At 64.0% G+C, this 12,816-nt stretch carries 13 protein-coding genes; 8 read left to right on the forward strand and 5 right to left on the reverse strand.

The genetic code is table 11. From position 1 onward, the window contains the following. Positions 1 to 141 precede the first annotated feature (141 nt). The 3 genes from HR9077_RS08585 to HR9077_RS08595 all read left to right on the forward strand — a co-directional run bounded on the left by HR9077_RS08585 (position 142) and on the right by HR9077_RS08595 (position 2,888). Complete coding sequence (locus HR9077_RS08585; protein WP_136066597.1) at positions 142 to 1,152, forward strand: amidohydrolase family protein; 1,011 nt, start codon at positions 142 to 144, stop codon at positions 1,150 to 1,152. Positions 1,153 to 1,170: 18 nt separating this feature from the next. After that, positions 1,171 to 1,848, forward strand: coding sequence for a 4-carboxy-4-hydroxy-2-oxoadipate aldolase/oxaloacetate decarboxylase (locus tag HR9077_RS08590; protein ID WP_136066598.1), 678 nt, complete (start codon positions 1,171 to 1,173; stop codon positions 1,846 to 1,848). 86 nt (positions 1,849 to 1,934) lie between these two features. Then, positions 1,935 to 2,888, forward strand: coding sequence for a VOC family protein (locus HR9077_RS08595; RefSeq protein WP_136066599.1), 954 nt, complete (start codon positions 1,935 to 1,937; stop codon positions 2,886 to 2,888). A 36-nt stretch (positions 2,889 to 2,924) separates the two neighbouring features. Here HR9077_RS08595 and HR9077_RS22015 read toward each other — a convergent pair whose 3' ends face one another. Together HR9077_RS22015 and HR9077_RS22020 are read right to left on the reverse strand one after the other, a co-directional pair. Continuing rightward, entirely contained in the window at positions 2,925 to 3,143 is a 219-nt protein-coding gene (locus HR9077_RS22015) for an O-methyltransferase (protein WP_210725889.1), read from the reverse strand. A gap of 54 nt (positions 3,144 to 3,197) precedes the next feature. Next, positions 3,198 to 3,542 carry an O-methyltransferase gene (locus tag HR9077_RS22020; RefSeq protein ID WP_210725890.1) on the reverse strand — a complete coding sequence of 115 codons (345 nt, stop codon included), beginning with the start codon at positions 3,540 to 3,542 and terminating at the stop codon, positions 3,198 to 3,200. A gap of 326 nt (positions 3,543 to 3,868) precedes the next feature. Between HR9077_RS22020 and HR9077_RS08605 the strand changes: the two genes are divergently transcribed. From HR9077_RS08605 to HR9077_RS08615, 3 genes are read left to right on the forward strand one after another with little or no spacing between them, the layout of a single operon-like run. Next, complete coding sequence (locus HR9077_RS08605; RefSeq protein ID WP_244613113.1) at positions 3,869 to 4,702, forward strand: heme/hemin ABC transporter substrate-binding protein; 834 nt, start codon at positions 3,869 to 3,871, stop codon at positions 4,700 to 4,702. Then, entirely contained in the window at positions 4,699 to 5,739 is a 1,041-nt protein-coding gene (locus tag HR9077_RS08610) for a FecCD family ABC transporter permease (protein ID WP_136066600.1), read from the forward strand. The genes HR9077_RS08605 and HR9077_RS08610 overlap by 4 nt, the downstream gene beginning before the upstream one ends. A 9-nt stretch (positions 5,740 to 5,748) precedes the next feature. After that, positions 5,749 to 6,516, forward strand: a complete 768-nt coding sequence (locus tag HR9077_RS08615) for an ATP-binding cassette domain-containing protein (protein WP_136066601.1) — start codon at positions 5,749 to 5,751, stop codon at positions 6,514 to 6,516. 251 nt (positions 6,517 to 6,767) lie between these two features. Here HR9077_RS08615 and HR9077_RS08620 read toward each other — a convergent pair whose 3' ends face one another. Next, positions 6,768 to 8,810 (reverse strand): TonB-dependent hemoglobin/transferrin/lactoferrin family receptor, encoded by a 2,043-nt coding sequence (locus HR9077_RS08620; protein ID WP_168380920.1) that lies wholly within the window; start codon positions 8,808 to 8,810, stop codon positions 6,768 to 6,770. Between the two features lie 420 nt (positions 8,811 to 9,230). Between HR9077_RS08620 and HR9077_RS08625 the strand changes: the two genes are divergently transcribed. Continuing rightward, the gene (locus HR9077_RS08625; RefSeq protein ID WP_136066603.1) at positions 9,231 to 9,767 is read left to right on the forward strand and encodes an HPP family protein; all 537 of its coding nucleotides are present in this window, start codon (positions 9,231 to 9,233) and stop codon (positions 9,765 to 9,767) included. Positions 9,768 to 9,878: 111 nt separating this feature from the next. On the opposite strand, the gene HR9077_RS08630 is transcribed toward HR9077_RS08625, so the two are convergent. Continuing rightward, positions 9,879 to 10,616: an SDR family oxidoreductase gene (locus HR9077_RS08630; protein ID WP_136066604.1), complete on the reverse strand. Its 738-nt coding sequence runs from the start codon at positions 10,614 to 10,616 to the stop codon at positions 9,879 to 9,881. 99 nt (positions 10,617 to 10,715) lie between these two features. Between HR9077_RS08630 and HR9077_RS08635 the strand changes: the two genes are divergently transcribed. Then, entirely contained in the window at positions 10,716 to 11,603 is an 888-nt protein-coding gene (locus HR9077_RS08635; RefSeq protein ID WP_136066605.1) for an AraC family transcriptional regulator, read from the forward strand. A 326-nt stretch (positions 11,604 to 11,929) separates the two neighbouring features. Here the strand turns inward: HR9077_RS08635 and HR9077_RS08640 are convergent, their stop codons facing one another. Then, a complete protein-coding gene (locus HR9077_RS08640) occupies positions 11,930 to 12,814 on the reverse strand; it encodes a LysR family transcriptional regulator (RefSeq protein ID WP_136066606.1) in 885 nt (294 codons plus the stop codon). Positions 12,815 to 12,816: the final 2 nt, after the last annotated feature.

The raw sequence follows: 12,816 nt of genomic DNA on the forward strand, positions 1-12,816 counted from the left end.
TGGCCGCTGTCCGCGACGGGTTGCGCTGCATGAAGTGCACGAAGGGCGCCCCGGCGCGTGCAACATCCGCAGAACCGAAAATCTTATGGGCCGTGGGCAGGCAATCGCCTTGGTTGCTGCCCCATCCGAGGGAGTTTGTGCATGATCATCGACTGTCATGGTCACTACACCACCACGCCGCCCCAGGTCGGCGATTATCGCGAACGTCAGAAGGCGGCCGTGGCCAGCGACCCCGACCATGTCGGCGAGAAGGGCCGCCTCGACATCTCCGACGACGAGATCCGCGAGAGCATCGAGAACAACCAGTTGCGACTGCAGCGCGAGCGTGGCACCGACCTGACCCTCTTCTCGCCGCGAGCCAGCTGGATGGGCCACCATATCGGCAACGCCCACACCAGCCAGTTCTGGACCGAGCATCAGAACGACCTGATCCGCCGGGTCTGCGACCTGTTCCCCGACAATTTCGCCCCGGTCGCGCAGCTGCCGCAATCGCCGGGTGCCGACCCCGCGCTGTGCGTGGCGGAGATCGAACGCACCGTCGGCGGCATGGGCTTCATCGGCATCAACCTGAACCCCGACCCCAGCGGCGGCTTCTGGCAGGGCCCTTCGCTGGCCGATCGGGCGTTCTATCCGATCTACGAGAAGATGGCCGAGTACGACATCCCGGCCATGATCCATGTCAGCGCCGCCTGCAACGACTGCTTCCACACCACCGGGTCCCACTATCTCGGCGCCGACACCACGGGCTTCCAGCAGCTGATGATGTCCGATGTGTTCAAGGACTTCCCGACGCTCAAGGTCATCATCCCGCACGGCGGCGGCGCCGTTCCCTACCACTGGGGGCGCTTCCGCGGGCTGGCGCAGGACCAGGGGCTCGGCAGGCTCGAGGAGCGCGTGCTGAACAACGTCTTCTTCGACACCTGCGTCTACCACCAGCGCGGCATCGATCTGCTGCTGGACATCCTGCCCGTCGACAACATCCTGTTCGCCTCGGAAATGATCGGCGCCGTGCGCGGCATCGATCCGGAAACCGGGCACCCCTTCGATGACACCAAGCGCTACATCGACAACTACCCGAATCTCAGCCAGGCCGAGCGCGACAAGATCTTCGAGGGCAACGCGCGCCGGGTCTTCAGCCGGTTGAGTCTCTGACGACCAAGGAGCCAGACCATGAACGAACATCGTGTCGTGCAGCAGATCGAGCGCGCCGCTCCCGAGACGATTCGCGGGCTCGAGGCCTGCGGCGTGGCGACGATCCACGAGGCCCAGGGGCGCCGCGGCCTGCTTGCCGAATACCTGCGGCCCATCCAGCAGGATGCCTGCGTCGCGGGCTCGGCGCTGACCATCAGCGGGGCCGCCGGCGACAACTGGATGATGCACGTCGCCATCGAGCAGGCGCAGGCCGGCGACATGCTGGTCTTCGCGCCCACCTCGCCGTCGAACCACGGCTTCTTCGGCGACCTGCTGGCCACCTCCGCCCAGGCGCGCGGGGTCGTCGGGCTGGTCATCGACGGCGGCGTGCGCGATACCCGCGACCTGCGCGGCATGCATTTCCCGGTCTGGGCGCGACATGTCTTCTCGCAGGGCACCATCAAGGAGACGCTGGGCTCGGTCAACGTGCCGATCGTCTGCGCCGACGCGCTGATCGACCCCGGCGATGTCATCGTCGCCGACGACGACGGAGTGGTCGTGGTGCGTCGCGAAGAGGCCGAGGAGGTACTGGCGCTGTCGAAGGCGCGGATGGAGCGCGAGGAGGCAAAGCGCGTGCGCCTGGCCAACGGCGAGCTGGGGCTGGACATCTACGACATGCGCGCGCGCCTGGCCGAGAAGGGCCTGAAGTACGAGTGACGCTCCATCGGCCGGGCCGGGCCGGGCCGGGCCGGGACCCCGTGGCAGTCAGTCGCTGCGCCACCAGATAACCTTGAGGACTTGTAATGGAGCATTGCAACGATATTGCCCATCTGGCTCATGTCGAGATGCTGACGGACCGCTTCGAAGAGAGCCTGGATTTCTTCACCCGCGTTTATGGATTGAAGCTGTCCGGGCGGGACGATACCAGTGCCTATCTACGCGCCTGGGACGACTACGAATACGCCTCCCTGAAACTGACGCGGGCCGAAACCACCGGGGTCGGGCATATTGCCTATCGCGCCGCCTCGCCGGAGGCGCTGGAGCGCCGCGTCGAAGCGATCCAGGCCGCGGGCTACACGACCCTCGGCTGGATCGACGGCGACCACAGCCATGGCCGGGCGTTCCGCTTCGAGGATCCGTTCGGGCATGTGTTCGAGATCTATTACGACACGGTGTGGTACGAGCCGCAGGAAGAGGCCGAGCGCGCCGCCCTGAAGAACACCGCCTCGGCCTTTACCGGTGCCGCGCCACGGCGACTGGACCACGTGAACCTGCTGGCCGAGGACGTGAGCGAATTCCGTCTGTTCATGGAAACCTGCCTTGGCAGCCGCGTGACGGAACTGATCCAGCTCGACAACGGCCGCATCGGCGGCTGCTGGTTCACGGTCAACAACAAGAGCTACGACCTGGCCTGCACCGAGGAACATGGCAGGGGGGATGGGCGACTGCACCATGTCACCTACGCCACCGATCAGCGCGAGGATATCCTGCGTGCCGCCGATATCTTCCTGCAGAACGGCGTGCATATCGAGACGGGTCCCCATAAGCACGCGATCCAGGGCACCTTCTTCCTGTACGTGTGGGAGCCCGCCGGCAACCGTGTGGAACTCGCCAACGCCGGCGCGCGCCTGATTCTCGCCCCGGATTGGGAGCCCATCGTCTGGACCGAAGCGGAACGCAAGAAGGGGCAGGCCTGGGGCATGAAAACCATCGAGACGTTCCACACCCACGGTACGCCGCCGATAGACGCAACCTGACCGCTCCGGGCGAGCGAGGCGAGCCTTGTCTCGCCGTTACGGCTCGTAGCGGCTGACCTCCAGCCCCGAGCCCACCGGCAGCAGCACGCTGGTCATCCCCGGGGTGGCGCGGACGGCGGCGGCATATTCCGCCTGGCCGCCGCTGCCCCCGCCTCGGATCATGTTGTCGGCCACCAGGATGGCCCCCGGTGCGAGCTTGTCGCGGAAGGCCTCGAAACTCGGCAGGTAGAGATCCTTCCAGTGGTCGACGAGCACGAAGTCGAACGGGCCGTCGAGAGACTCGAGCAGTTCCAGCGCATCGCCGACCCGCTAGTCGACCCACCGGGCCAGCCCTGCCTGCTCGGCCATCTCTCTGGCCGACGCGGATTTCTCGGCTTCCAGCTCCAGCGTGGTCACCCGGCCGCCCGTGGCGCGGGCGGCGTCGGCGAGCCAGATCGTCGAGTAGCCCAGCGACGTGCCCAGTTCGAGGATGTGCGGTGCGTCGAGGCTGCCGGCCAGCAGGTTGATGAGCCGCCCGGTCGCCGGCCCCACCGCCATGTGCCGGTGCGGGCCGCCCTGACCCTGGCGTTCGGCCTCGATACGCTGGTGATACAGCGCGAGGGTCTGCCGCATGGCAGCGTCCATGTCGAGCCGGGGATCGTCGAAGTCAGTCATGGGTTCTCCTTGTACACGCTGCTCGCCTTACAGGGGCGGCCAGATAGGGGGACACAACGGGCCATGTTAATACAGGCCGGTTGGGCCTCGCTGCGCATGCACACTCTTTTCCAGGTTACACGTTTCCCCAGGTACACGATGCGCCTGCCGGGGCGGGGCGGAGGAAAGGCGCTCATGGCGGTTGTATTTCGTGTAAAGATAATTATTATTATTTGCATTAAATTCCTGCCACCGAGTCTTCGATGCCACCGTACCCCGCTATCCGATCGCCTCGCTACCGCAAGGCAGCCTTCGTCTCATGCCCCCTGTTCGCACTGTTGCGGGCCGTGCCGAGGACGTTTCTGGCGATCATGCTTTCGCTGTGCATCGCGTCGGCCGCATCGGCCCAAGAAGCGCCACGCACGGTGGTGATCGGTGGCGATATCGGCGAAATCCTGGCGGCGTTGGACGCGACCGATTCACTGGTGGGGCGTGACGATACCGTGCTCTATCCACCTGAACTGGAAGCCCTGCCCAGTATCGGCTATCTGCGACGGCTGACCGCCGAAAGCGTGCTCTCGTTGCACCCGCAGCGATTGATCGTCAGCGCCGATGCCGGACCGGAAGAAGTGCTGGCGCAATTGCGTGCCAGCGGCGTCTCGATGGTCACCATTCCTGCGGAGAAGCGCCTCGCTGCCATTCCGGACAAGGTGCGCGAGGTGGCAGCCGCGGTGGGAGCCGTGCAGCGCGGGGAAGCCCTCGCCGAATCGCTGGCCACGCAGATTCAGGCCCTGCGCGAGCTGCCGCCTCTCGCTCTGCATGGCATGTTCCTGCTCAGCCATTCCGGCATGACGCCCATGGCGGCCGGGCAGGAAACCGGGGGCGGGGGAATCATGCAGGCGGTGGGCATCGACAACGCCTTTGCCTCGCTCAACGGGTATCGTCCCGTCGGCTCGGAAGCCCTGGTCGCGCACCAGCCCGAGGTCATCATCGCCACGACCCGTGGCGTGCAGGCGCTGGGCGGTGAAGAGGGCGTCTGGGCGCTGCCGGGGATGTCGCTGACACCGGCCGGCCGTCATCGACGCCTGCTGGTCTTCGATGACCTGGCGTTGCTGGGCTTCGGTCCGCGTACCCCCGAGACCTTGTTGAAACTCAGACGGGCATTGGAAACGCTGCAATGAGCGAGTCGGCCATCGTGACCGATCCGGGCGGGCCGCCTGATGCCGCCCGCCACCGGCATCGTGTGCTATGCAGTTTCGTCCTGCTGCTGCTGGCGGCACTCGGCGTGGCGGCGTTCAGCGGCTCGGTGGGGCTCTCGCCAAGTCTATTGCTCGGTGAACTGCCCTCGACGATGGATGGTTACGTGTGGTGGCAGCTTCGTCTGCCCCGGTTGCTTGCCGCCGTGCTGATCGGCGCCATTCTGGCGGCCAGCGGTACGGCGATGCAGGGCCTGTTTCGCAATCCGCTCGCCGACCCCACCTTGCTGGGGATCGCCAGCGGCGCGGGCCTGGCGGTGTCGGCGTGGATCGTGCTGCTCGGTGGCGCAGGCAGCGCCTGGGGGTTGTACGGGCAGTTCGTGGCGGGCTTTCTCGGTGCGCTGGGAATTACCGTGCTGGTCTTTGCCCTGGGGCGGCGGGCCCAGGGCGGAGGCACGCTGACGGCACTATTGCTGACCGGGCTGGTGCTCAACACGCTGGCCAGCGCCGCCGGCGGGCTGCTGGCGTTCATCGCCAATGACGAACAGTTGCGTCAGCTCAGCCTGTGGGGCATGGGGACGCTGGCGCATTCGCTGTGGCCGGGGGTGGTTGCCGCGCTGCTGGTCATTCCGCCGACGTTGATCCTGCTGCTGCGCAGCTCGCATGGGCTGGACCTGCTGCAGCTGGGCGAATTCACGGCCTTCGGTGCCGGGCTGGATACGGCTCGCCTGCGTCGCGGCGTGATCGTTGCCACGGCGCTCGGCGTCGGCCTGAGCGTCGCGCTGGCCGGCATCATCGGCTTCCTCGGCCTGTTGGTGCCGCACACATTGCGGCTGTGGCTGGGCCCGGGCCACCGGTTGTTGATGCCGGCCTCGATGCTGGGCGGCGCGCTGCTGCTGGTGGTTACCGACACCCTGGCCAGGACCCTGGCGAGCCCCGCCGAACTTCCGGTGGGTCTGCTGACCAGCCTGGTCGGCGGAACCTACTTCCTGTGGCTGCTGCTACGTCGCCAGATTCACTAAGGAACCGGCATGCTGCGATTGAAAGAAGCGGGGCTGACCTCGACGCCTGCGCTGAGGCCGATCAGCGATCGCATCGTCCCTGGCGAAATGCTGGCGATCGTCGGACCCAACGGCGCCGGCAAGAGCACGCTCCTGGCGATGCTGGCCGGCCTGCGCCAGGCCGAGCGGGGGCGCGTCGAACTGGATGGCCGGGTACTCGACGAATGGTCGCCCAGCGAACTGGCGACCCGGCGAGCCATCGTCGCTCAGCAGGAATTGCCAAGCTTTGCCTGGAAAGTGCGTGACCTGGTGGCGCTCGGCGGCGAGCCGTCCCCTCGCCGCCTGGCCGGCACCCTCGAAGCGATGCAGTTGACCTCGTTGGCCTCGCGCGTGGTCACGCGGCTTTCGGGAGGCGAGGCGCAGCGCGTCATGATCGCCCGTGCCCTGTGCCAGCTGGCGGCGAGCAGCGAAGACAGCGAATGGCCGCGTTCGGGCGGCATGCTCCTGCTCGACGAGCCCACCAGTGCGCTCGATATCGGCCATCAGCAGCGCCTGATGCGACTGCTGCTGCGTTGCGCGCATCAGGACGGGCTGGCCATCGTGTGCGTCCTGCACGATCTCAATCTGGCGGCGCGCTATGCCGATCGCGTCTGGTTGCTGCAGGCGGGGGAGCGCGTCGCGCATGGCCGTGCCGAGGAGGTCCTCACGACAGAGACGATCACCCGGATCTTCGGTGCCGAACTCACCACGCTGAGTTTCTCCGACGGCCGCGGCCAGGCGCTGCTGCTCGAGCGTTGATACGGCCACCGCGACAGCCTGTGGCAACCCAAGGTCCTTCGCGGATCGGCGTGAAACGTCAAGGCCCCGCCATCGCGAATAAATTCGCCCCCACAAGGACAAGCTAACCGGCAGGGGCTGTGGGAGGGAGCGTGTTCCCGATGATCCGTGCCGCATTTTCCGGCAAAATGCGGTGAACCAAATAAAACAACGGCACCCATAGCGATGGGTGCCGTTGTTTTGCATATTGCCCAGGCTATCGCTTCAAGAATTCAGAATACGTATTCCGCACTGACCCCGAAGTTGCGTCCTGGCTGTGTATAACGCTCGTCCCCGGCATAGCCTGCCGAGATGCCTCTGACGTCGTCCCACACCCAATATTTCTTGTCCAGCACGTTGAAGACGCCGCCACGCAGTGTCAGGTGGCTACCCAGGCTCACGTGTCCGGTCAGGTCGTAGAGCTGGTAGGCGGCGGGCGCGTAGTTGTCGTCCGCATCGTGGTCGCTGACATGGTTGACGAACGTGCCCGCGAGTTCGCTGCCCCATTGCTGGCCGGGGGCCCGGTAGCCGAGGGCAACGACGACCTGAATGGGCGGGATGGATTCTATCGCGCCGCCATCCTCCAGGTTCTTGCCCTCGATATAGGCCGCCGCCGTGCGGGCATACCAGCCATCGCTGACGCCGATGGCCTGGTGCAGGTCCAGGCGGCCCTTGAATTCGGCGCCCCGGATGATGGCGCGATCGATGTTCTTGGTGCTGTATTCCCCGGCGGGGTAGTTCGCGGGGTCGATGCTCACCGAGACCGAACTCTCGATGAAGTCACGGTAGTCGGTGTAGAAGCCCGTGAGCTCGGCGCTGCCGAGAGTGCCCTGCTGGCGTATGCCGAACTCCACGAAGCGGCTGTGCTCGTCGTCGAGGTCGGGGTTGGCGACGATACGATAGCCTCTGCCCGCGTTGTAGTCGTAGTAAAGCTCTTCATAGGAAGGCGCGCGGAAGCCGAAGCCGGTCTTGCCGAATAGCTCGGTGCTCGGGGCGATGTTCCAGGTCCCGCCGAGCTGGCCGGTCAGTGCCTGGCCGTTGGCGCCCTCGTAGGATTGCGCGGTAAGGCCATCGTTGTCGAGGTCGTACTCGTAATGGTCGAATCGCAGCGCGGGGGTCAGGCTGCCGCGCTCGTCTGCCAGCGACAAGCGGTCCTGGAGATAGAGCCCGACGCGCGTCGCGGTACCCGGTGGCGAAAAGCGCGACTTGTCCACCGTGTCGGCATCCAGGTTGTAGTCTTCGCTGAGGCTCTGGTACTCATCGCGTTTCAGGGTCAGCCCGTAGGCCAGCTGCTGGGGGATCACGGCATCGATCTGCTTGCTGAAGTCCGTCTTGAGCTGCCAGGTGGTCTGGTCGAAATCGCGATCGACCAGGCGATTGTAGCCGTTGTAGACCATCGAGCTGTCGTTGACCGTCTCGGTGCGTTGCCAGTCGATCTGCCAGTGGAAAGCGTCGAACAAGGGACTCTGGTATTCGGCGTCCTGATAGATACCCAGCCGATAGCGCGTCAGCGAGTCGTCGGCGTAATAGTCGCCATGGCGGGCATCTTCCAGGGAATAGAGATGAAGGTCGGACGTCGATCGGTACTTTTGTGCCACCAGCCCGATCTTCCCGTTGTCGTTGAGCTTCTGGAGTTTCAGCAGCACATCGTAGTTGTCCACCTCGCCGGGATCGGGTGTGGTGCGCCCATCGCCGCTGGTCCGGTCGTTTTCACCGCTGCCGATGTGGTTCTCGGTCGCGTCGCCATTGCGATTGGTGGCGACCAGCAGGGACTCATAATCGCCCCGGCGTGCGGCCAGCGTGACGCTTTCGAAGACGCCATCGCTGTCGCTGCGATAGCCTCCCTGAACGCTGGCATGGGTGTCGTCGCCGCTCGGGTCGAGGAAGTCCTGCGGCGAGTGCAGTCGCAAGGAAACCGAACCAAAGCCCGACCCCCGCTGGGCATTGCCGCCCTTGACCACCGATACACCGGAAAGCGAGGCGATATCGGTGCTCAGGCGCCCGGTGTCGAGATAACTCGAGGTCGGGCCGTAACTTTCGGCCATCTCGACGCCATCGAGCTGGATCGAGACCCGGTTGTCGTCGAGCCCGCGGACATTGAAACCGGCGAGGCCGAAACGCCCATGGTCGGTCGTCAGTATGCTGGGATCGTAGCGAAAGAGGTCGGCAGCGGAATAGGCCACCGTGTTTTCCAGGCGTTGAGCATCGACCACGCTGACCGAGCCCTCTTCCCTGGCGGTCCGCTCGGTGGCGGCGACCGGCCGCTCGGCAGTCACCTGGACGCTGGGTAAATCGAGCGCGGCGTCCTTGCCATCACCGCTCCCGGAGGCAGGTGAGGTTGAGTTGTCGTCGGCCTGTGCCGAAGAAAAGGCGAGGAGGACGGCGGTGGTCAATGGAAGGAGGGCGTAGCCGGAAAGCCTGACAGGGTGCGATCTGTGTGGGTGCATTCTTTTGTCGCTTAGAAGTTGGTGATTAGTGTTAGCACAAGCTAATGATAATAGTTTACATTAGCACCACGTTGTCAACTGTGGCAACTTGCAAGAAAAGAGGACGTCGGGAGGGGGCGTGAGCCGGGAGTGCGTGCCGGCGCGGATTCGGCACGGGTGAAGGGAATTACCTCTATAGCCAATGGTTATTTCAAGCGCCTGACAGGCTCTGGCAGGATAGCCGGCTTTCCCGACGCGCGATGAAGGACCATGGTCAGAACATACATTGGCAAGATGAAGGGAGCGCGCGTCGAACGCACGCCGCCTTGCTGGCGCGACGCGCTGTGGTCGTGGCTCGGCGCTTTCCTGGGCATTGCCGGCGTGGGCTGGTTGAGCGCTCAATCGCTCGGTACGCACTCGCTACTGATGGTGGGGTCCTTCGGCGCCACCTCGGTATTGCTCTATGCGGCCCCCGAGAGCCCCCTGGCCCAGCCCCGCAACGTGCTTTTCGGCAGCATGCTCTCGGCACTCGTCGGGGTACTCAGCTGGCAGCTGCTCGGCGAGACCTGGCTGTCGGCGGCGATCGCCGTCTCGACGGCGATCCTGGCCATGCAACTGACCCATACCCTGCACCCGCCGGGCGGGGCGACGGCGCTGATCGCCGTCATCGGTTCCGAGGAGCTGCATGCCCTGGGCTGGGGCTATGTGCTGTTCCCGGTGGCAGCCGGCTGTTTGTTGATGCTCACCATCGCCGTGCTCATCAACAATCTGGCACGGCATCGGCGTTATCCACAGCACTGGTGGTAAATGCCGGACTGGGCGAAGAATTGCTCGTCAAAGGGGTGCTTTTTCACCCGCGGCAAGGCCACCCCCTGTCAGATGCGGGTTAACAGCGGAGATACCAACCAAGGGGCGGCATCAATGCTGCGCGGTTGGTCGGACAACGATGCTGCCTATCTCGACGTCTTCTGGCTGATCGATCGCGAAGGCGACAGCTCGAGCAATGGCATCGGGTGAGATAGCGAGCTCGTCCTTTCGTTTATTGATCGCTGCCTTCAGCTCAGGATCCGTAATACTGAAATCTGCGAAGCCGGTATCAACAAAACCTGGCGACACTTCAGTGACACGCAGGCCCTGACCAGATTCTTGCCGCAACGCTTCGGTTGCCGTTCGTAGCGCATTCTTGGTCGCTGCATATACACCCATGGTTGGCAGGATCTGGAGCCCGGCCGTCGAAAGGACGTTGATGATATGACCGCTTTCTTGCCGAGCGAACACAGGCAGCGCGGCAGCGATGCCATAGAGGGTACCCTTCAGGTTAACGTCGATCATGGCGTCCCAATCATCGACGCGTAGTGCATCGAACCGGGAGATCGGCCCGATGCCGGCGTTGCTGACTATCACATCAAGGCCGCCAAACCGCTCGCAGGCGCGGTCGACTAGCGCTGTAAGCTCTGAACGTCGGGTTACGTCGGTTGCGCGATAGGCTGCTTCGCCGCCAGCTGCTTTGATCTCGGCGGCGACCGCGGCGATTTCGGGCTCGGTGCGCGCGCCGAGAACGAGACGTGCACCGCATGCGGCCAAGTGGCGAGCCGTTGCACGGCCAATTCCCCTTCCGGCGCCGGTCACGATAACGGTCTTGTTCTGAATGGTCATGAGCATTCACCTCCTTGCGACATGCGATTCAAAGTACTCGCGGTCAACTGGAGGATCTATGCTTGATTCATCGGATTTTTGTCGCGATGCTCCAGAATTATGACTGACCCGTTTTCTCATGTTCTCGCTACGATCGGCACACGAAGCGTTCGTGGCACTGGTCTAGAGGCTTCTGGCGACTGGGCGCTCGCCTTTGATGGCCGTAGCCGTTTGAAATTCATAGCCGTGACTCGTGGTCATTGTTGGCTATGGCTACCCGACGACCCGCCAAGACGGCTTGTAGCCGGAGACATCTCTCTGCTCAGCGGCACGCGTTACGTGGTGGCAAGCGACCCAGCAATCGAACCCACTGATGGGATGCCGCTGTACGCGGCGCCCGGTCAGAACCTGGTTCGATTAGGTACGGGGCGTGAGACCGCTATGATCGGTGGCGGCAGCGAATTCGTCGAAGGCGGTGCCGGATTTATTCTCGATGCGTTGCCCCGCTACTTGCCGATCGAACGCGATTCTCAAAATGCCGATGCAATTGGTCGTACGCTCGCCGCGTTGCAAAGTGAAGTTGATCGGGAAGGGGTGGGCGGATCGCTGATAGCCGAGCGGTTAGCAGAAATTCTTGTTATTGAAGCGGTGCGTGCCCATATCGCCTCCGGCCCGTCGGAATGTGTCGGGTGGATTACGGCGCTGGCCGATCGTCGAATCGGTAAGGCGCTGCAAATGATGCACGGTAATGTTGCCCACCCGTGGACGGTACCCATGCTCGCGACGGCGATAGGCATGTCGCGTACCGCGTTCACGGATCGTTTTAAGGCACGAGTCGGAATCCCGTCAATTGCTTACCTGATCCGGTGGCGCATGCTAGTGGCTCAGCAAGCACTTGACTCAGGTCAGTCTGTTGCAAGAGTCGCTGAATCCGTTGGCTACAGTTCTCAGAGCGCGTTTTCCTGTGCCTACAAACGTACGCTGGGGCGCACCCCGCGAGGGGGTTGAGGGTCAGGTAGGGGTTCGCATTCTATCTTGGATAGTGCGGATAGAATTGTTGAGGTGATACAGGTCTAAATCTAATAAGCGGCTGCACAGCGACCTATTATCCGCCGCTTCGCGGCGCCAACCGGCGCGTGAGCCGGGCGTTAGGTCTCTTCAAAAGCTTTCTGAGGCCCGTCGAATTATATATCCGAAAACGGCGAGCACTCTATGCGGAGGCGCGACACCATACGTCGACCTTAATCACTGTGAGACGTATCGTGCACTCGGTGCCGCTGCCTGGGCCTTTCAGCCGCCCGCGCGATGACGGCAAGCCGGTTGCCGAAAACGGGTCAACCCGGGCACGCGTTCAGGTCCACACTCTCCACGCTTTGCATCCCGGTCACAGTGGCCGCCAGATCCGTACAGAAACTATCGAACGCTTCGCTCATCTGCCCGGGGCTTCGATGAAGTTCGATTTCGATGTACCCCAGGTCGGGCAGCCCTTCGTCATCGCCGATGATCCGGCAGCCGGCGGGTACGCTACGCGGTGTCTTGACGGTCATGGCCAGGCCGCTCTGTACCGCGACGTTGATGCCGGTCGGCGATTGACTGATGTAGCGCACGTCCCACTGTCGTTCGTCTCTTCCCAGCGCCGCCAGGGCATGGGCGCGAAATATGCACCCCTCGGGGTTCAGGGCCAGCGGCAGGCGCTGCCAGTCGGCGGGGTCGGTGTCATCGTCGACGACCCAGACCATCGGCTCGCGGCCCAGCAATTCCCCGGTGTGCGTGGGTCCATGCCGCACCGCCAGGACGATGTCCAGCAGCCCCTCCTGGAAGCGGGTAATCAGGTTGGCGCTGATGTCACAATAGACCTCGATATGCACGTGCGAATGGGAATCGGCGAAGCGCGGTAGCAGGCTTGGCAGATACGCGCTCGCCTGCTCCTCGGAAATGCCCAACCTGATCAGTTCACGCTGGTTGTCGGCCCCCATCATGCGCTGGGCGTCGTCCTGCAGCTTCAATATCTGCCGGGCGTAGGGCAGCAGTCTTTCGCCCGACGGGGTGAGCAGCACGCTGCGGCTGGTGCGCTCGAACAGCGACTCGCCCATGCGATCCTCGAGCCGCTTGATCTGCAGGCTGACCGCCGACTGGGTACGGCAGAGAATCTTGCCGGCGGCGCTGAAACCTTCGCATTCGGCGACGGCCACGAAGGCACGCAACAGGTCCGTATCCATCG

The organism is Modicisalibacter radicis (assembly GCF_900961225.1).
GTDB lineage: Bacteria > Pseudomonadota > Gammaproteobacteria > Pseudomonadales > Halomonadaceae > Modicisalibacter.

Coding starts and splice junctions, on each gene's coding strand:
- HR9077_RS22020 (WP_210725890.1), bottom strand. CDS start 3,542: ATGACTGACTTCGACGATCCCCGGCTCGACATGGACGCTGCCATGCGG.
- HR9077_RS08630 (WP_136066604.1), bottom strand. CDS start 10,616: ATGACCATTCAGAACAAGACCGTTATCGTGACCGGCGCCGGAAGGGGA.
- HR9077_RS08610 (WP_136066600.1), top strand. CDS start 4,699: ATGAGCGAGTCGGCCATCGTGACCGATCCGGGCGGGCCGCCTGATGCC.
- HR9077_RS08640 (WP_136066606.1), bottom strand. CDS start 12,814: ATGGATACGGACCTGTTGCGTGCCTTCGTGGCCGTCGCCGAATGCGAA.
- HR9077_RS08585 (WP_136066597.1), top strand. CDS start 142: ATGATCATCGACTGTCATGGTCACTACACCACCACGCCGCCCCAGGTC.
- HR9077_RS08590 (WP_136066598.1), top strand. CDS start 1,171: ATGAACGAACATCGTGTCGTGCAGCAGATCGAGCGCGCCGCTCCCGAG.
- HR9077_RS08615 (WP_136066601.1), top strand. CDS start 5,749: ATGCTGCGATTGAAAGAAGCGGGGCTGACCTCGACGCCTGCGCTGAGG.
- HR9077_RS08635 (WP_136066605.1), top strand. CDS start 10,716: ATGACTGACCCGTTTTCTCATGTTCTCGCTACGATCGGCACACGAAGC.
- HR9077_RS08595 (WP_136066599.1), top strand. CDS start 1,935: ATGGAGCATTGCAACGATATTGCCCATCTGGCTCATGTCGAGATGCTG.
- HR9077_RS08625 (WP_136066603.1), top strand. CDS start 9,231: ATGGTCAGAACATACATTGGCAAGATGAAGGGAGCGCGCGTCGAACGC.